This window comes from Enterobacter cloacae complex sp. IR5384 (assembly GCF_049237265.1).
GTDB lineage: Bacteria > Pseudomonadota > Gammaproteobacteria > Enterobacterales > Enterobacteriaceae > Enterobacter > Enterobacter cloacae.
In genome coordinates, this window is record NZ_JBMKHJ010000020.1 from 48039 (window position 1) to 66862 (window position 18824).

17 protein-coding genes are annotated in these 18824 nt (G+C 52.3%); 12 read left to right on the forward strand and 5 right to left on the reverse strand.

Going from position 1 to position 18824, the window contains the following annotated elements; all coding sequences use genetic code 11:
- Together sapF and ACOTX3_RS16325 are read left to right on the forward strand one after the other, a co-directional pair.
- On the forward strand, positions 1-807 hold the full coding sequence (gene sapF / locus ACOTX3_RS16320) for a putrescine export ABC transporter ATP-binding protein SapF (protein ID WP_013096393.1): 807 nt from the start codon (positions 1-3) through the stop codon (positions 805-807).
- Between the two features lie 197 nt (positions 808-1004).
- Positions 1005-1919, forward strand: coding sequence for an ATP-grasp fold amidoligase family protein (locus tag ACOTX3_RS16325; RefSeq protein ID WP_058678831.1), 915 nt, complete (start codon positions 1005-1007; stop codon positions 1917-1919).
- 12 nt (positions 1920-1931) lie between these two features.
- Here ACOTX3_RS16325 and ACOTX3_RS16330 read toward each other — a convergent pair whose 3' ends face one another.
- Together ACOTX3_RS16330 and ACOTX3_RS16335 are read right to left on the reverse strand one after the other, a co-directional pair.
- Entirely contained in the window at positions 1932-2999 is a 1068-nt protein-coding gene (locus tag ACOTX3_RS16330; RefSeq protein WP_058660363.1) for an ATP-binding protein, read from the reverse strand.
- Positions 2996-3700 (reverse strand): response regulator, encoded by a 705-nt coding sequence (locus ACOTX3_RS16335; protein WP_020690953.1) that lies wholly within the window; start codon positions 3698-3700, stop codon positions 2996-2998. Before ACOTX3_RS16335 ends, ACOTX3_RS16330 begins: the two co-directional genes overlap by 4 nt.
- Before the next feature lie 315 nt (positions 3701-4015).
- Between ACOTX3_RS16335 and ACOTX3_RS16340 the strand changes: the two genes are divergently transcribed.
- From ACOTX3_RS16340 to pdeR, 7 genes are all read left to right on the forward strand, one after another.
- The gene (locus ACOTX3_RS16340; protein ID WP_044158342.1) at positions 4016-4402 is read left to right on the forward strand and encodes a hypothetical protein; all 387 of its coding nucleotides are present in this window, start codon (positions 4016-4018) and stop codon (positions 4400-4402) included.
- A 128-nt stretch (positions 4403-4530) separates the two neighbouring features.
- A complete protein-coding gene (locus ACOTX3_RS16345; protein ID WP_040022219.1) occupies positions 4531-5433 on the forward strand; it encodes an ABC transporter six-transmembrane domain-containing protein in 903 nt (300 codons plus the stop codon).
- A gap of 35 nt (positions 5434-5468) precedes the next feature.
- A complete protein-coding gene (locus ACOTX3_RS16350; protein ID WP_058678829.1) occupies positions 5469-8564 on the forward strand; it encodes a multidrug efflux RND transporter permease subunit in 3096 nt (1031 codons plus the stop codon).
- A 271-nt stretch (positions 8565-8835) separates the two neighbouring features.
- Entirely contained in the window at positions 8836-9624 is a 789-nt protein-coding gene (gene fabI / locus ACOTX3_RS16355; protein ID WP_013096384.1) for an enoyl-ACP reductase FabI, read from the forward strand.
- Positions 9625-9778: 154 nt separating this feature from the next.
- Complete coding sequence (locus ACOTX3_RS16360) at positions 9779-10765, forward strand: CMD domain-containing protein (protein WP_058678828.1); 987 nt, start codon at positions 9779-9781, stop codon at positions 10763-10765.
- Between the two features lie 88 nt (positions 10766-10853).
- The gene (locus ACOTX3_RS16365) at positions 10854-12788 is read left to right on the forward strand and encodes an exoribonuclease II (RefSeq protein ID WP_038985431.1); all 1935 of its coding nucleotides are present in this window, start codon (positions 10854-10856) and stop codon (positions 12786-12788) included.
- Positions 12789-13113: 325 nt separating this feature from the next.
- On the forward strand, positions 13114-15105 hold the full coding sequence (gene pdeR / locus ACOTX3_RS16370) for a cyclic di-GMP phosphodiesterase (protein ID WP_013096381.1): 1992 nt from the start codon (positions 13114-13116) through the stop codon (positions 15103-15105).
- Here the strand turns inward: pdeR and ACOTX3_RS16375 are convergent.
- Entirely contained in the window at positions 15102-15971 is an 870-nt protein-coding gene (locus ACOTX3_RS16375; protein WP_023620809.1) for a crotonase/enoyl-CoA hydratase family protein, read from the reverse strand. The two genes, pdeR and ACOTX3_RS16375, sit on opposite strands and share 4 nt — an antisense overlap.
- Before the next feature lie 193 nt (positions 15972-16164).
- Between ACOTX3_RS16375 and ACOTX3_RS16380 the strand changes: the two genes are divergently transcribed.
- The 3 genes from ACOTX3_RS16380 (at position 16165) to osmB (ending at position 17623) form a co-directional block, all read left to right on the forward strand.
- Complete coding sequence (locus tag ACOTX3_RS16380; protein ID WP_020690946.1) at positions 16165-16347, forward strand: hypothetical protein; 183 nt, start codon at positions 16165-16167, stop codon at positions 16345-16347.
- A gap of 43 nt (positions 16348-16390) precedes the next feature.
- Positions 16391-17143, forward strand: a complete 753-nt coding sequence (locus ACOTX3_RS16385) for a DNA-binding transcriptional regulator YciT (protein ID WP_058660359.1) — start codon at positions 16391-16393, stop codon at positions 17141-17143.
- Positions 17144-17404: 261 nt separating this feature from the next.
- Positions 17405-17623 carry an osmotically-inducible lipoprotein OsmB gene (osmB, locus tag ACOTX3_RS16390; protein ID WP_008501216.1) on the forward strand — a complete coding sequence of 73 codons (219 nt, stop codon included), beginning with the start codon at positions 17405-17407 and terminating at the stop codon, positions 17621-17623.
- Positions 17624-17725: 102 nt separating this feature from the next.
- Here osmB and yciH read toward each other — a convergent pair whose 3' ends face one another.
- Positions 17726-18052: a stress response translation initiation inhibitor YciH gene (gene yciH, locus ACOTX3_RS16395; RefSeq protein WP_058678827.1), complete on the reverse strand. Its 327-nt coding sequence runs from the start codon at positions 18050-18052 to the stop codon at positions 17726-17728.
- Positions 18052-18789: an orotidine-5'-phosphate decarboxylase gene (pyrF, locus tag ACOTX3_RS16400; RefSeq protein ID WP_028027957.1), complete on the reverse strand. Its 738-nt coding sequence runs from the start codon at positions 18787-18789 to the stop codon at positions 18052-18054. Before pyrF ends, yciH begins: the two co-directional genes overlap by 1 nt.
- Positions 18790-18824: the final 35 nt, after the last annotated feature.

An 18824-nucleotide genomic window follows, 5' to 3' on the forward strand; every position in this document is an offset into this window, starting at 1 on the left:
ATGGTCGAAACCTTACTGGAAGTACGCAACCTGAGTAAGACCTTTCGCTACCGCACCGGGCTGTTCCATCGCCAGACCGTGGAAGCGGTGAAACCGCTGAGCTTTACGCTGCGCGAAAAGCAGACGCTGGCGATTATTGGCGAGAATGGTTCCGGCAAATCCACGCTGGCTAAGATGCTGGCGGGCATGGTTGAGCCAAGCGGCGGTGAAGTGCTGATTGACGATCATCCGCTGGCATTCGGCGATTACTCCTTCCGCAGCCAGCGCATCCGCATGATCTTCCAGGATCCCTCCACCTCGCTCAATCCGCGCCAGCGTATTTCGCAGATCCTGGATTTCCCGCTGCGGCTGAATACCGATCTGGAGCCTGACGCTCGCCGTAAACGTATCTTTGAAACCCTGCGTATGGTCGGACTGCTGCCCGATCACGAAAGTTACTATCCGCATATGCTGGCTCCGGGACAGAAGCAGCGTCTGGGGCTGGCGCGCGCCCTGATTTTGCGCCCGAAGGTGATTATTGCTGACGAAGCCCTCGCCTCACTGGATATGTCGATGCGTTCGCAGTTAATTAACCTGATGCTGGAACTTCAGGAAAAACAGGGGATCTCTTATATCTACGTCACCCAACATCTTGGCATGATGAAACACATCAGCGACCAGGTGATGGTCATGCATCAGGGTGAAGTTGTCGAGCGCGGCAGCACGGCGGATGTGCTGGCTTCCCCACTCCACGATTTAACAAAACGCCTGATTGCCGGACATTTTGGTGAAGCGCTAACTGCTGATGCATGGAGAAAGGATCGGTAACCGCCCGTCAGGCGTCTCCCGCGACAGCGAATATTTCGACTCAGAACTTCAAAGGATTAAACAGGACGTTTAATCCTTTTATTTTGCGTTGCACATCGCCATCCGCTTTATAAGCGGCTCTCCATTTTTCCTCCATACTCCAGGCAATAAGAATCAATCCTTCTCCTTCAGAATATGCAGATATTCCGGAGGAAAGAATGAACAAAACCACATATTATTTAAAACACCTTGAGTATCTGCTTAGGAAGTGTCGGTCTTATTTAATATCAGACATTAACTTTCATCTGTCCCGTCTCAAAGCAACCCACGGCGACACATTTGATATAAAATCACCTGCCACCCTGAACGAAAAAATTTGTCATCGTCTGGTCTATGACCATAATGCGCACTATACGATGCTGGCGGATAAACTGGCTGTGCGGGAATATGTCCTGTCGAGAACGCAACGTCTAAAAATCGTTCCATTGATTGGCGTATACCGTCGCGTTGAGCACATCGACATGACGAAACTGCCGCATAAATTTGTCTTAAAGTGCAACCATGACAGTGGAAGCGCGATCATATGCACAAACAAAGCTGAATTTGACCTTAAAAAAACGCAAAACAAACTCCGGCTGGCATTAAAGAGAAATCTATATTACACCACACGGGAATGGCAATATAAAAACATCCCTCCTGTTATTCTGTGCGAGAAGTATATCGATCTCTTTAATGACATGGACAAAAACACAACACCCGAGATGTTGAGGATTCATTGTTTCCACGGTGTCGCGCAGTTTGTGGAAGCTGATTTCACCGATGAAAGCGGCAATGGTTTTATCAACGTTTACGATCGCCACTGGCAGTTGCAGCCTTTCCAGATGGAATATCCCAACACTCCGCAGGACATACCCAAGCCTGCCTCTTATCAGGAAGCGCTGCTGGCGGCGCAAGAGCTGGCCCTGGGTATTGACTATTGCCGTGTCGATCTCATGCTCACCCGGGACGAGATCTACTTCAGTGAGATAACGTTAAGCCCGAAACGGGGCAAACTGGCTATCACGCCGCCGGAATGGGATGCCAGGTTAGGTGAAATGTGGCAAATGACGCCCGTCGCAAACAGGCTCATTTGAGCCTGTACGCAGTTACGACGCGTTCGGCCAGGTTAATTTGAAGAGGGAGTGGTTTTGCTTCGTCAACACATAGGTGACATCGCCACCGTGCGCAGACATGATGGCTTTGACCACCGACAGCCCTAAACCACACCCTTCAGGATTCAATTGTCTGGCCCCTTTATCCCGCTGAAAGGGCTGGAAGAGAAAATCATGAAATTCGCGGGGAATGCCCGGCCCTTCGTCCTGAATCAGGATGTAATTTTCTCTGCCAAACACGCCATTTTTTACGATGAGTTTACGTGATGTCGAATAATGCAGCGCATTGTCGAACAGCACGGTTAAGCACTGATTAATACGTAGCGGATCGCAGAGACACCGCTGGGCTTTAAGTTCGGTACGAAGAGTAAATTGCTTACGCTCAAACTCGGGTCTGAAGGTTTCCAGCGCCGTTTCGAGGGTTTCCTTCAGGTCGATTTCACTCTTACATAACGTATAACCGGCACCGCCGTCTGAGCTGACAACCCTGAGATCTTCTATCAGCCGCGCCAACCCTTCGGTTTGTTTAAGCAGGTTATTAAACAGAACAGGTTCCGGCGTAAAAACACCGTCGACGAGCCCCTGAAGCCGCCCGCGTAAAATCGTGACGGGCGTTCTCAACTCATGCGCAATCGCCGCATTCCAGGATTTACGTTGACTGTCCAGCGTCTGTAATTTTTCAGCCATTTCGTTGAAGTCGTTGACGAGATGATTTATCTCGCCAAGCCGGGAGCTGGCGCACCAGGCCCTGGCATCCAGCTCGCCCTGCGAGATGCGTTTCAGGCTTGTGGCTACCGCGTTTAACGGCGTGAGGATACGCGATGACAGCTTTACGGTTAAAAAGAGGGAAATCATCACACTGATTGCAGAGACCGTCACGATCCACACCCAGTCCCACATCGTCATATTTTCATCGTTACCGGCCGCTACGCCGCCCGGAAGGTAATCGAGTACGAAGCTGTAAAACAGCCAGGACCCCAGGATAGCGATGGCGATAATCATCAACGCCAGCGTTAACATGTAGGTCAGAATCTGGCGGCTCAGAACAGATTCTCTGCTCATTTTTTTTCTCCCAGCCGGTAGCCCATTCCTCTAATGCTTTCTGGCACACCATGAAGACCTGCAAGCTCCAGTTTTTTACGCAGCTTGCTCATGTGGCTGTCGACCGTTCTGTCTAAGGTATCGCCTTCCGGCAGGCAGGCGTTAAGTAATTCCTCACGAGAGCAGACCTTTCTTGGGTTCCTGACCAGGTAAGTCAGCAATTTAAATTCTGTGGTGGTCAATACCGGGCAAACCACCTCTTCCCCCACCGTAACTTCTATATAGAAATCATCCGGGTAGACCGTGATGAAGGGCGTCCTGAGCGGCATTGCAGCCACCTGTTGAACGTGAGCCTTCGTCCTGCGCAGTACGGCTTCGACTCGTGCGACAACTTCAGAGGGATTGAAAGGCTTGATCACGTAGTCGTCAGCGCCCAGGCGCAATCCCATCAGTTTATCAACATCCTGATCGAGGGCGGTGACCATAATAACAGGCACCGTACTCTCCCGGCGCAGCGTGGTAAGAACGCTCCAGCCATCAAATACCGGCAACTGGATATCCAGCAAAATGAGATCCGGTTTATGCAGACGCGTCAGGTTTATCGCCTGCTCACCGTCAGTTGCCCTTAACGTTTTCATCCCAGCCCGCTGCAGGTAGCTCATCAGTATATCGGCGATTTCATCTTCATCTTCGGCGACAAGGATTAAATTATTTTTGTACATTTTATCTCCACAGGAACTGAAAGCGTCTCTATTATGTTGAGAAAATACGCTATACGTCATTTTATAAAAGTCTAAGACCCACGCACGACAAAAAAGTGCCGTTGGGCGACGACTTTTTATAAACATTTCTGCCACAACCGAACCCCCTTAGGTTATTGTCTCCACACTTCCTCCACATTTCGGAAATAAATACTCCATATACAGACGTAATCTTTTTTATTCAGAAAAAAAACGACCAAAGAGAATAAACCGTTGAACTTCTCGCACGCACCCCGGTCTATCAATTGCTTTCATTAATACCCGAAGACACTCACCATGAATATTAATAGATATGTCTCACCTGCTAACATTGGCACGTCATGTTTGTTTCTTATTGTATCGTGGGGATTATTGCATCTTTGGATGATCCTGATACATGAAGTCGATGAAAAAGTGGCGGCAACCATTATCTCCTCACCTGTTATTTATGGTTGTATCGCAGCGACATCGTTTTTTCTTGCGATTCAACATAAAGGAGGCGGATTGACGGAACTACTTGTCATGGCCCTGTGCCTGGCATTGATTTTTATCTACCTGATCATCATTTTCAGTATTTTGTTAAACATCGCACCTGATATCGCCGATCTGGTGTTTTACTGCGAATGTTTTCTCATTATATTTTTTGTTGGCTCACCCATTTATCTCATGTTAAGGATGATTTAAGTTTACTGTCTCCATATAACCTCCACAAATCGCACATCAGTACTAAACATGCGCTGTATAAAGTAACGGTTAATGGATAAATTCCTGACGGAATTCCCCTGCTCTCTGGCATTAATAACTCGAAAAATATGATCCTTAAAAATACTCATCGTCCTCCGGTCGTTTCCGGGGTTGTTGGCTCGCTCAAGGCACTTGCCGTGCGGCACCGCAAGAAACTGTTTATTACCTTCTTTCTGGTTATTGCCGAAAATGTGACTTTTTTACTCTATCCCGTACTTGCGGGGATCGCGATAAATGCCATTCTCGCCGGGGATACCGTGAGCGCTGCACTGTATGGGCTAATGGTCCTGTTTATCTGGTGCATTGGTGCCGCCAGGCGCAGCGTGGACACGCGCACCTTCGCAAGGATTTACGCCGGGCTTGCGGTCTCTGTGGTGCTGGCTCAGCGAAAATACCAGCTTAATCATTCGACAATCGCGGCGAGAGTTACCTTATCGCGTGAGTTCGTGGATTTCTTTGAAATGCATCTGCCCATGCTCATTACCTCAATGAGTTCGCTTTTTGGTGCAGCCATTATGCTGCTGATCATTGAATTCTGGGCTGGCATCGTCTGCGCCATCATCGTCTTAATCCTGATGGGATTTGTTTCCGGTTTCACCCATAAGAATGAATTGCTCTTCAGACGCCTCAATAACCGCCTCGAGAAAGAGGTGGATTATGTACATAAAGCGGGCTCTGCGACCCTCAAACGTCATTATTCTACGCTTGCACACTTGCGTATTGCGCTCTCTGACCGCGAAGCGTGGGGATATTTACTGATTGGTTCGCTGATCGCCCTGCTTTTTACGCTGACCATTATCCTGATGACCCACTCGACGGGTATTACGGCGGGTCATATTTACTCCGTGATGACCTATATGTGGATGTTTGCGACAAGCCTGGATGACGCCCCGCAACTCCTTGAGAAATTTTCACAGCTCAGGGACATCGGTAAACGGGTATCGACCGATGACGAGGCACTGCACCCGTAATGCGTTTCACTGTTAGTTGACTGGAAGTAATCCTCATGCCGCAATTTTTTATTGATCGTCCTGTTTTCGCCTGGGTCGTCGCACTTTTTATTGTTTTGACGGGCGTGTTGTCTATCCCCCGGCTGCCGGTTGCGCAATATCCGGCCGTTGCACCGCCGGGTATTATCATTACTGTCTCGTATCCCGGTGCCAGCCCTGATGTGATGAATACATCGGTCGTCTCTCTTATCGAACGTGAAATATCCGGCGTGGATAATTTGCTCTATTTTGAATCCTCGAGCGACACCACCGGTTCAGCCTCAATTACGGTGACGTTTAAGCCAGGCACAGATATTAAACTGGCGCAGATGGATCTTCAGAATCAGATAAAAATTGTCGAGCCGCGTCTGCCTCAGTCGGTCCGGCAAAACGGCATTAACGTCGAGGCGGCGAACGCCGGTTTTCTGATGATGGTGGGGTTAAAATCCACCTCCGGGAAATTTCAGGAAGCGGATTTGAGCGATTATTTTGCCAGAAATATTAGCGATGAGCTTCGCCGCGTGCCGGGGGTTGGCAAAGTCCAGCTTTTTGGTGGTGAGAAAGCGCTACGTATCTGGCTCGATCCGATGAAGCTTCACAGCTATGGGCTGTCGGTGAGCGATGTACTTACGGCAGTCAGCCAGCAGAACACCATTGTTTCCCCCGGCAGAACGGGCGATGAACCGGCAACAGAAGGCCAGGGAGTGACTTATCCGATTACGGTTAAAGGACAACTTTCTTCGGTCGAGGCATTTCGCCATATTACCCTTAAATCCGATACCACAGGGGCCCGCCTGCAGTTGTCGGACGTTGCCCGCATTGAGTCCGGCCTGCAAAGCTATGCGTATGGTATTCGCGAAAACGGCGTCCCGGCGACGGCAGCCGCAATCCAGCTGTCACCGGGAGCGAATGCCATCAGTACCGCCTCAGGCGTGCGGGCGCGCATTGATGAGCTCTCTCACGTGCTTCCGGAGGGAATGACCTTCACCGTCCCTTTTGATACGGCGCCCTTCGTAAAGCTTTCAATTATGAAAGTGGTACAGACGTTTGTTGAAGCGATGGTGCTGGTGTTTCTGGTCATGCTGCTTTTTCTGCACAAGATACGCTGCACGCTTATTCCGGCGATTGTCGCCCCCGTGGCGCTCCTGGGCACCTTTACGATCATGCTGCTCAGCGGTTATTCCATCAACATCCTGACCATGTTCGGCATGGTGCTGGCAATCGGTATTATCGTTGATGATGCCATCGTCGTGGTTGAAAACGTCGAAAGACTGATGGAAGAAAAAGCGCTTTCACCGCGCGAAGCCACGCGGCAGGCCATGCAGGAAATCACCCCTGCCATCGCGGGTATCACGCTTGTGCTCACGGCGGTGTTTATCCCGATGGGCTTTGCTGAGGGATCGGTGGGGATCATCTATCGACAATTCTGTATTTCAATGGCCATTTCCATTTTGTTATCGGCCTTTCTGGCGCTGACGCTGACACCCGCGCTTTGTGCCACGTTACTCAAGCCCCATGAGGCGAACAAAAGAGGCACCGGGAAATTTGCGACCAGGTTTAACGCGCATTTTCACGCCCTCACGGCGGTATATGCCTCCAGCCTGGGCGCCGTATTAAAACGAACGGGCCGCATGCTGCTGCTGTATGTTGCCCTTTGCGCAGCCCTGTTTGCTGGCCTGTCGTCTTTGCCCTCCTCGTTTCTGCCGGATGAAGATCAGGGCTACTTTATGTCATCCCTGCAACTGCCGTCTGATGCAACCATGCAGCGTACCCTTAAAGTGGTTGAAAAATTTGAAGAGGAAATTGCATCGCGATCGGCGATTGAGAGCAACATTATGATCCTGGGCTTTGGCTTTTCAGGTTCTGGCCCCAACTCGGCCATGGCCTTTACCACGCTTAAGGACTGGAAAAACCGACAAGGGATCACCGCCCAGGATGAAGCAAACGCTATCCAGTCGCGCATGGAGAGCGTTTCTGATGCCGTGACGATGAGCCTGCTCCCTCCGGCGATTTCGGATATGGGGACCTCATCCGGATTTACTTACTATCTGCAGGACCGGGCAGGACTGGGATATCAGGCTCTAAAAAAGGCTGCGGATGACCTTGTTCAGCAGGCAAATCAACGGCCTGAACTGAATGATGTCTACATAGATGGCCTGCCGGATGGCACCAGCCTGGCGATTCAGATCGACCGGGAAAAAGCCGAGTCCATGGGCGTCTCGTTTGACGAAATTAATCAAACCTTGTCTGTGACCACGGGCTCCAGTTACGTTAATGACTATACCAATAACGGCCGCGTTCAACAGGTGATTGTTCAGGCCGATGCGCCCTACCGCATGCAGCCCGAACAACTGTTAGCCTTATCGGTAAAAAATCGGACGGGACAGATGGTGCCGGTCTCTGCGTTTGCCACCCTTTCATGGAACGTTGCGCCCCAGCAGTTGAACCGCTATCAGGGTTATCCTGCGATACGTATTACGGGAAGTGCCGCCTCGGGTGAATCCAGCGGTACGGCAATGAAAGCCATGGAAGCGCTGGCAAGAGAGATGCCTGCGGGTATCGCAGGGGAATGGGCCGGGAGTTCATTGCAGGAGAAAGCGTCTGAGTCACAGCTTCCCGGCCTTATTGTGCTGTCAATCCTCGTTGTGTTTATGGTTCTTGCCGCGCTCTATGAGAGCTGGTCTATACCCTTCGCGGTTATGCTGGTCGTGCCATTGGGTCTTATTGGCGCGGTAGCGGCCGTACACATTGCCGGCATGACAAATGATGTTTTCTTCAAGGTGGGGATGATCACCCTGATCGGGCTGTCTGCAAAAAACGCCATTCTGATTGTCGAGTTTGCCAGGCAGCTGCAGCGGGAGGGGGAAACAATCGTGGCAGCAACGCTACAGGCTGCCCGGCAACGCTTGCGCCCTGTTCTGATGACCTCACTGGCCTTTACGCTAGGGGTTGTCCCGTTAATGCTGGCCCGTGGCGCAAGTGACAGCACGCAGCATGCCATTGGTACTGGGGTTTTCGGCGGTATGATTAGCGGTACATTTCTCGCCATTTTCTTCGTCCCGGTTTTCTTTATTGTCGTCGCGCGTTTCATCGAGCAGACCAGGAAAAGGTGAAACGCTTTACGGGATCACGCTTCGACGCTGGTTGGATGAGGTGAACCTGACGCCGGATGATATACTGGACGAATGCCGAAATTTTCACAGCCGCGTTTCCCATATCAGCCCCTTACGCGCGTTCATTCCCGGGAGATTCGCAAGAAATAGCGTGACACAAGGGGCAGTGAGTGGGCTATAATTTCGAGCTGATTTCGAATAATTTTGAAATACTGCCTGTAACGCCATGAATTACAAGGCAAAATAAGCAATGAATATAAGGATTAAAGCTATGGGTTTTCTTTCCGGTAAGCGCATTCTGGTAACCGGCGTTGCCAGCAAACTGTCCATCGCATACGGCATCGCACAGGCAATGCATCGCGAAGGCGCTGAGCTGGCGTTCACCTACCAGAACGACAAGCTGAAAGGCCGTGTTGAAGAATTTGCCGCGCAGCTGGGTTCCAGCATTGTTCTGGAATGTGACGTTGCACAAGATGAAAGCATCGATGGCATGTTTGCTGAACTGGCAAAATCGTGGGACAAATTCGACGGTTTCGTTCACTCCATCGGCTTCGCACCTGGCGACCAGCTGGACGGTGACTACGTGAACGCGGTAACCCGCGATGGCTTTAAAATCGCTCACGACATTAGCTCTTACAGCTTTGTTGCGATGGCGAAATCTTGCCGTGCCATGCTGAACCCGGGCTCCGCCCTGCTGACCCTCTCCTACCTAGGCGCAGAGCGCGCAATCCCTAACTACAACGTGATGGGTCTGGCTAAAGCGTCTCTGGAAGCAAACGTCCGCTACATGGCGAACGCAATGGGCCCTGAAGGTGTGCGCGTTAACGCCATCTCTGCAGGTCCAATCCGCACCCTGGCGGCTTCCGGTATCAAAGATTTCCGTAAAATGCTGGCACACTGCGAAGCGGTTACCCCGATTCGTCGTACCGTTACCATTGAAGATGTGGGTAACTCTGCAGCATTCCTGTGCTCTGACCTTTCCGCGGGTATCTCCGGCGAAGTGGTTCACGTTGACGGCGGCTTCAACATCGCTGCAATGAACGAACTGGAAATTAAATAAGTTTGTGACTCTCTTCCCGCCCGGGAAGAGAGTTTTTCCCGCCCCGCCCTCTCTCGTTATTCCGTTCTGCTATTTGTTATCACCTAACAATATTTTTCCCCTCATCCGCCTTACGCCAGGATATTGATCGCCATTTTGAGATCAAGGAACGCCCATGGAACAACGCCGTTTTTCCGGCAAAGGCCACTGGTACCACGAAACCCAGTCAAACCACGCGCAGACGGATGTCCTGCCTCTGGTGCCCGAAGCCGCTAACGTCGACGATCGTTTTTTGCTCGATTTAGCCTTACCGGATGAGATTGTTACTGCCTGTGCTGGCTGGCTTACTCCTGCCCGGGCATTATGTCACCGGCTGTTTCCACTCGATATCGCCGTCAACCGTCTGCATACGCTGAGTGCCTACGACAGGCTGAGCACCGCGCTGACGGTGGCGCAGGCCTGCGGGGTTCAAAGGCTCTGTAACCACTACGCCGCCCTTCTCGCCCCCCTTCCCGGCCCGGACTCCTCTCGCGAAAGTAACCGCCGTCTGGCCCAGATCACGCAGTATGCCCGCCAGCTTGCCAGCTCACCGGATGTCATCGATGATAAAGCGCAGCACCAGCTTGATGAGGTGGGTCTGACAACGTATGACATCGTGCTCATCAGCCAGATTATTGGCTTCATCGGTTTTCAGGCCCGCGTGGTAGCGGTATTTCAGGCGCTACTGGGCCACCCCGTACGCTGGTTGCCGGGACACCATATTCAACCGCACACACTGCCCGCCAGGCCCGGCGCCTGGATCGCTCTACTGCCTGTCGTGGAACTGCGCTATGCCAGTGCGCATCAACTTGAGTCGCTTTCACGCTGGCAAGCCGAGCCCGCCCTTCAGGCGCTGACGCCTGTGCTCTGCCACGAACCCACGTTGCTCGATCTGACGGGAGAAATCCTGAACCATTGCCGCAATGAAGACCGGGCCGCGTCGCCAGCGCTCTTAGCGGCCGTGGAGTTGTTGACACGTTCACCGGACCGTTTCAGTGCAGCACAGTTTAACCCGCTCACGGAAGAAGGACTTCCCGCTGGCCGGGCGATTGCACTGCTTACGCGAAGCGCGTTAGACGGCTGGCTGGAGCGCCTGAAAGTGGCGCTTGGCAAAGCGGAATAACCATACTATTTACCCAAAGAGCGCTTGCTGTGGCAGTGAGAATCGCGTAAAACTGTCAGCCGCTCAATGGCTACGAAAATAGAACATTATGTTTCAGGACAACCCGCTGCTAGCGCAGCTTAAACAGCAACTGCATTCCCAGACGCCGCGTGCAGAAGGGGTCGTAAAAGCCACGGAAAAAGGCTTTGGTTTCCTTGAAGTCGACGCGCAGAAAAGCTACTTCATTCCGCCACCGCAGATGAAGAAAGTGATGCACGGCGACCGCGTCATGGCGGTTATTCATACCGAAAAAGAGCGTGAATCTGCCGAGCCGGAAGAACTGATCGAGCCGTTCCTGACCCGTTTTGTGGGCAAGGTGCAGAGAAAAGACGATCGTCTCTCCATCGTGCCGGATCATCCTCTGCTGAAAGACGCCATCCCCTGCCGTGCCGCTCGCGGCGTTGAGCATGATTTTAAAGAAGGTGACTGGGCCGTTGCGGAAATGCGCCGTCATCCACTGAAAGGCGATCGCGGTTTCTATGCGGAACTGACCCAGTTCATCACGTTCGGTGATGACCATTTTGTACCGTGGTGGGTTACGCTTGCGCGCCATAATCTTGAGAAAGAAGCCCCGAACGGCGTCGCCACCGAGATGCAGGACGAAGGTCTTGAGCGTCGCGATCTGACTGCCCTGGAGTTTGTTACTATCGACAGCGCCAGTACGCAAGATATGGATGATGCGCTGTACGCTGAAGAACTTGCCGACGGCAAACTGCTGTTAACCGTGGCCATTGCCGATCCTACCGCCTGGATTGCTGAAGGCAGCAAGCTGGACGATATCGCAAAAATCCGTGCGTTCACCAACTATCTGCCGGGCTTTAACATCCCGATGCTGCCTCGTGAACTCTCCGACGATCTCTGTTCGCTGCGGCCGAACGAAGTGCGTCCGGTGCTCGCCTGCCGCATGACCATTGCTGCGGACGGCACAATTGAAGATGATATCGAATTCTTCGCGGCCACCATTGAATCTAAAGCCAAGCTGGCTTACGACGACGTCTCTGACTGGCTGGAGAACACGGGCAGCTGGGAACCGGCCTCTGAGGCCGTTGCCGCACAGATTCGTCTGCTGCACCGCATCTGTCTGAGCCGCAGCGAGTGGCGTCAAACCCATGCGCTGGTGTTCAAGGATCGTCCGGACTATCGCTTCGTTCTGGGCGAAAAAGGTGAAGTGCTGGATATCGTGGCCGAACCACGACGCATTGCGAACCGCATCGTCGAAGAAGCGATGATTTCCGCCAATATTTGTGCCGCACGTGTGCTGCGCGACAAGCTCGGCTTCGGCATTTATAACGTTCATACCGGGTTTGATCCGGCGAACACCGAAGCGCTGGCCGCCTTACTGAAGAACCATGATGTGCATGTTGACCCGGAAGAAGTGCTGACCTTGCAGGGCTTCTGCAAGCTGCGCCGCGAGCTGGACGCACAGCCTTCTGGTTTCCTCGACAGCCGTATTCGTCGCTTCCAGTCCTTTGCCGAGATCAGCACTGAGCCTGGCCCACACTTCGGCCTCGGTCTTGAAGCCTACGCCACCTGGACATCTCCAATTCGTAAGTATGGCGATATGGTTAACCATCGCCTGCTGAAAGCGATCATTAAGGGCGAATCAATTGCGCGTCCTCAGGATGACACGACCCTGCAGATGGCAGATCGTCGGCGCCTGAACCGCATGGCGGAACGTGACGTAGGGGACTGGCTGTACGCCCGCTTCCTGCAGGACAAAGCCGGCACAGACACTCGCTTCGCTGCAGAAATCATTGATATCAGCCGTGGGGGGATGCGCGTACGTCTGGTGGATAATGGGGCGGTGGCCTTTATCCCTGCGCCGTTCCTGCATGCCGTTCGCGATGAACTGGTCTGTAGCCAGGAAAACGGGACTGTGCAAATCAAAGGTGAAACGGTTTACAAGGTCACCGACGTGATTGATGTAACAATCGCCGAAGTCCGCATGGAAACCCGCAGCATCATCGCGCGCCCTGCCGCCTGATAAGCTGTTCAATTGTCGGCCCTTTCCTTGCCGAACGGGCCGACAATTTTTTCTTTTACGCCACGCTGAAAATTCTTCATTTTTTCTTACTATTTTCAGACTTCCCCCGCCCAAATTCGCCAGAATTATCTACAGTAAAAGAGTGCCGTTATATTCGGTTACGTGAATTTTTATTTGCTAAGTATCCTTTTTTACCTGACTCGTTTTATTATAAGAAACCCGGGGAAAAACAATAAGTTCACATCGGTCTGGTCGTGGTCTCACCTCGAAAAAGCCGATTGCAACGGAATAAATTGTGCGCTAACAGGTAGCTGCAGGAGAAAACATGATGGACGATCTGGAGCAGAATTTGCTGTTTCGTTACATGGGAACTCACAGCCCCTGGTGGCGACTGACAGCAGACAGCAATGCTCTGCACCTTTCAACCAGCGAAAATGCCGATGTCACTCAGGTGGTGGCGCTGGACGATGAACAGGCCGAACTTATTCGCCAGTTAACCGTCATTACGTCCAGTATCTCTATGACGCTCTCGTTGTACGGCGAAGATGTTCCTGTTCACCTTGTCGGACGCAAAATAACCCGTAATGAGTGGGCCGGAACAGCCTCTGCGTGGAACGATACGCCTTCCGTAGCCCGGGACCTTGCTCAGGGGCTGTCCTTTGCGGAACAAGTGGTTTCGGAAGCCAACTCCGTTATCGTAATCCTCGATCAGAACGGCAATATTCAGCGGTTTAACCGCCTGAGCGAGGAGTACACCGGCCTGAAAGAACAAGAAGTTATCGGCCAGAACGTGTTTAAGTTGTTTATGAGCCGCAGTGAAGCGGCAGCCTCTAAGCGCAACATCACCGGCTTCTTTCGCAACGGCAGCTCTTACGAAGTCGAGCGCTGGATCAAAACGCGAAAAGGACAACGATTGTTTCTGTTCAGAAACAAATTTGTCCACAGCGGTAGCGGTAAAAATGAAATTTTTCTTATCTGTTCCGGCACCGATATTACGGAGGAGCGCCGCGCCCAGGAGCGCCTGCGGGTACTGGCCAATACCGACACCATCACCGGGTTGCCGAACCGCAACGCGATCCACGAACTGATTTCAGATGCCATCGACAGCCGCGGTGAGACGCAGGTTGGCGTGGTGTATCTCGATCTCGATAACTTCAAAAAGGTGAACGACGCCTACGGGCACATGTTTGGCGATCAGTTATTACAGGCGGTCGCGCTGGCCATTCTGAGCTGTCTGGAAGAAGGCCAGGTGCTGGCGCGACTCGGCGGCGATGAATTTATTGTCATGGCCACCAATACCTCTCAGGGTTCTCTGGAAGCGATGGCATCACGCATTCTGACCCGCCTGCGCCAGCCGTTCAGAATTGGTTTGATTGAAATTTATACCGGTTGCTCGTTAGGTATCGCCCTCGCCCCGCAGCACGGTAACGATCGGGAAAGCGTTATCCGCAATGCCGATACCGCCATGTACACGGCGAAAGAGAACGGCCGGGGTAAGTTCTGCGTCTTCTCGCCGGAAATGAACCAGCGCGTGTTTGAGTATCTCTGGCTGGATACCAACCTGCGCAAAGCGCTGGATAACGATCAACTGCTGATCCACTACCAGCCCAAAGTCACCTGGCGCGGTGAAGTCAGAAGCCTTGAAGCGCTGGTGCGCTGGCAATCACCAGAACGCGGGTTGATTCCTCCGCTGGAGTTTATCTCGTATGCTGAGGAGTCAGGGCTGATTGTGCCGCTTGGCCGCTGGGTCATGCTTGATGTGGTTCGCCAGGTGGCGAAATGGCGCGACAAAGGCATTAACCTGCGCGTGGCGGTGAACGTTTCGGCCCGTCAGCTGGCGGATCAAACCATTTTCAGCGACTTAAAACAGGCCCTGAAGGATCTGGATTTTGAATACTGCCCTATCGACGTAGAGTTAACAGAAAGCTGCCTCATTGAAAACGAAGAGCTGGCGCTGTCGGTGATCCAGCAGTTCAGCCAGCTTGGTGCGCAAATCCATCTGGACGATTTTGGTACTGGCTACTCGTCTTTGTCGCAGCTGGCACGCTTCCCCATCGATGCGATAAAACTCGATCAGTCATTTGTCCGGGACATTCATAAACAGTCTATTTCCCAGTCGCTGGTGCGGGCCATCGTCGCGGTGGCGCAGGCACTTAATTTGCAGGTCATTGCCGAAGGTGTGGAGAACGCAAAAGAAGACGCCTTTCTGACTAAGAACGGCGTCAACGAACGGCAGGGTTTTCTCTTTGCTAAGCCCATGCCCGCTGCCGCATTCGAGCGATGGCTAAAGCGATATCAGGCGCGTAAACAGCACTAACTGGCTTTGCGTAAACCCGCCGCATGATGGCGGTTTTGCAGCATGACCAGACGCTCCATATAGGCGATATCTTTTGGTTCAAGGCAGAACGCGGCGTCAACCCAATCTTCCGTGATATCCATCAGCTCACTGCGAGGCAGCTGCAGCACGCGGGTACGGGCGCGTAACATCGCCTTTACGCCGTTCATCTTCGGCCGCAGCGTGTCAATGAACGTTCTGACGGAGACGTAACTTTGCCCGGGTTCGAACAGGACATCCACTAACCCATGCTGTTCATACCATTCTGCCGTATGAGACTCCCCTTTGTAGATGAGCTCCTCCGCCAGCTTCATGCCTGAGCGGCGAGCAACCAGCGAGTACCCCCCCATGCCGGGGAAAAGGTTGAAGGCGATCTCAGGGAAGCCTAAGCGGGCATCGCGCTGGGACAGCACAAAGTGGTGCGCCAGCGCGGCTTCGAATCCGCCCCCTAACGCACTGCCTTCGACCATCGCCAGGGTAATAGCCCCCGTATCAAACCCCCGTGACGCCGCATGAACGCAGTCCACGCAGGCACGGGCATAGGCTCTTAACGCCTCGCGACGTCCGTTTTGGATACATTCGACAAAGAACTGTAAATCACCTCCCGCATTGTACATCTCGGGTACCAGCGAACCGGTAACCCAAAAATCGACCGCAAACCCGGACTGGCGAACGAGCCAGGAGAGGTTCATGATCTCTTCGATTAACGCATGGTTGAAGCAAGGTCGTGGCTGCGCCCGCAACATCATCCAGACTGTGCGGCGCTCCTCCTCATAATACCCGGACAACTGAGTGAAACGTTCAGTATCGGTAAACAGTGTGCAGGTAGCCTGATTGATAACTGTCATAGTCTAATTCCTCATATAAAAAAGCGCCTTGCGCGCAGTTTTAGACTAATCCACTCATTCATCACGCTGCATGCGGGGGAATAAATTTATTACTTTCATTTATGTAATTTAGTTATTGCATTTTTTCCCTTCTCTTTTGAATCCATTTTCTGCATCATTGAAAATATTAACTTTTCGTACCCGGGATGAGATTATGTCTAACATTGATGCGCAGGCCGTAGCCCAACGAATTGATACCGTGCTGGATATACTGGTTGCGGGCGATTATCACTCTGCGATCCGTAACCTTGAGATCCTGAAGTCTGAACTTCTGGCTCAGAATGGCGCCGAAACCGCGTCAGAAAACAGACAGCCAAAAGCCCCGTGGGAAGTTTAACCACGCCCTATCCGCCCTCGTTTCGCTTTATTAAATGGATGCTATGAATTCCCGACAACAAATCATTTTGCAGATGGTCATCGATCAGGGGCGCGTGAGCGTCGTCGATCTCGCTAAAACGACAGGCGTTTCTGAAGTCACCATCCGTCAGGATCTGAATCTACTCGAAAAACAGAGCTACCTGCGTCGTGCGCATGGGTATGCGGTCCCGCTGGACAGCGAGGACGTAGAAACCCGCATGATGAATAACTATGCCCTCAAACGTGAGCTGGCTGAGTTTGCCGCGTCCTTAGTGAACAATGGCGAAACGGTCTTTATTGAGAACGGCAGTAGCAATGCCCTGCTGGCCCGCACCCTGGCCGAGCAAAAAGACATCACCATCATTACCGTCAGTAGCTATATCGCTCACTTGTTGAAGGAGACACGCTGCGAGGTCATCCTGCTGGGCGGTATCTATCAGAAAAAAAGTGAGAGCATGGTCGGCCCGCTGACGCGTCAGTACGTTCAGCAGGTGCATTTCAGCAAGGCCTTCATCGGTATTGACGGCTGGCAGCCCGAAACCGGCTTTACCGGTCGGGATATGATGCGTTCAGACGTTGTGAACGCGGTACTGGAAAAAGAGTGTGAGGCAATCGTGCTGACCGACAGTTCAAAATTTGGCGCGGTCCATCCTTATACAATGGGGCCAATATCCCGGTTCAGCCGCGTAATTACCGATGACCGTCTGAGCGAAGCACATCGGAATAAACTCCAGGAAGACGGACTTATCGTCGACATTATTAAAAAACCCGCCTGAGTCCGCGAGCGCCTGAATTTCAGGCGCCTCTTAACCTCTCTCTGAGAGGAATCCTAACCCCCCTTTAAGAGTTTTTACCTGTTTAACTGATCCTGAAGACGTAAAATTAATGTTAGCGATATAACAGGAAGTGACTATCACCTGCGTGATGACGTAACACCTGCGCGACCAGCTTTCACGGAGAACAGAATTTAAGTATTCGTTTAGTCTATACTTAAAGCGTGCATCTTTCCGTGAATCGATAATTCAGGAGAAAGTATTATGACCTTAACCAGCAAAAAATTAGCCGCCGCTGTTCTGGCAATCACTGTAGCAATGTCCCTGAGCGCATGCTCTAACTGGTCTAAACGTGACCGTAACACCGCTATTGGTGCCGGTGCTGGTGCACTGGGTGGTGCAGTATTAACAGACGGTAGTACGCTGGGTACATTAGGTGGTGCTGCTGTTGGTGGTATTATCGGTCACCAGGTCGGCAAATAATTATTATACGCCCTGATGGGCATCGCGATATTTATCGCATTTCAGGTCTGACTTACGCACGTATAAAACAAGAGCCACGGTAAATACCGTGGCTCATTTATTTTAGCCGCCCGCCAGCTTTACTTTCATCCCTTTGGCTTCGAGATGCGATTTAATGACATCGCGTTTATCACCCTGGATTTCGATTATCCCGTCTTTGACGGCACCGCCGCAGCCACATTTCTTTTTCAGTTCAGCCGCCAGTTTCGCCAGTTCTGCATCATCCAGATCGATACCCGTGATAAGGCAAACACCCTTACCTTTACGCCCGCTGGTCTGGCGCTGGATACGGACAACACCGTCGCCCTTCGGGCGCTCTGCTTTCGCTTTCGATTCATCAATGCGCCCGGTTTCGGTTGAATAGACCAGACGGCTGTTTGAGTCGGTCATTACGCCCCCTTTTTCAGTGATGCGTTGATAGCCTTAAGCGTCTCTGCCGGATTAGCAGATTGTGTCACCGGACGGCCGATGACCATGTAATCCACGCCTGCCGCCAGCGCCTGCTCGGGGGTCATAATACGGCGCTGATCGCCAGCCTCGCTACCCGCTGGGCGAATACCCGGCGTGACCAGTTTGAAATTCTGGCCCAGCTCCGTTTTGAAACGCACCGCTTCCTGCGCGGAACAGACTACACCGTCCAGGCCGCAATTCTGCGTCAGCCGCGCAAGACGCTCTGCATGTTCAGCCGGTGACAACGTCACACCGAGGTCACGCAGGTCATTTTCGTCCATGCTGGTCAGCACCGTTACCGCAATCAATAAGGGGGCGTCGCTACCAAACGGCAGAAGCGCTTCACGCGCGGCTGTCATCATTCTCGCCCCACCCGATGCATGCACGTTAACCATCCATACACCCAATTCAGCAGCCGCGGCAACGGCGTGCGCCGTGGTGTTTGGAATATCATGGAATTTGAGGTCGAGGAAAACGTCAAAACCGCGCTGTTGCAGATCGCGTACGATTTGCGGTCCAAATAACGTAAACATCTCTTTGCCCACTTTAAGGCGACAGTCGCGAGGGTCAATACCGTCGACAAAAGCCAGAGCAGCGTCACGTTTATTGTAATCAAGAGCAACAACAACAGGAGAATCAGTAACTACGCGGGAAGTGGAGGAAGTAACAGACGTCATGACCAGCCCTTTTCGTCTATGGGCGCGCAGCGGCG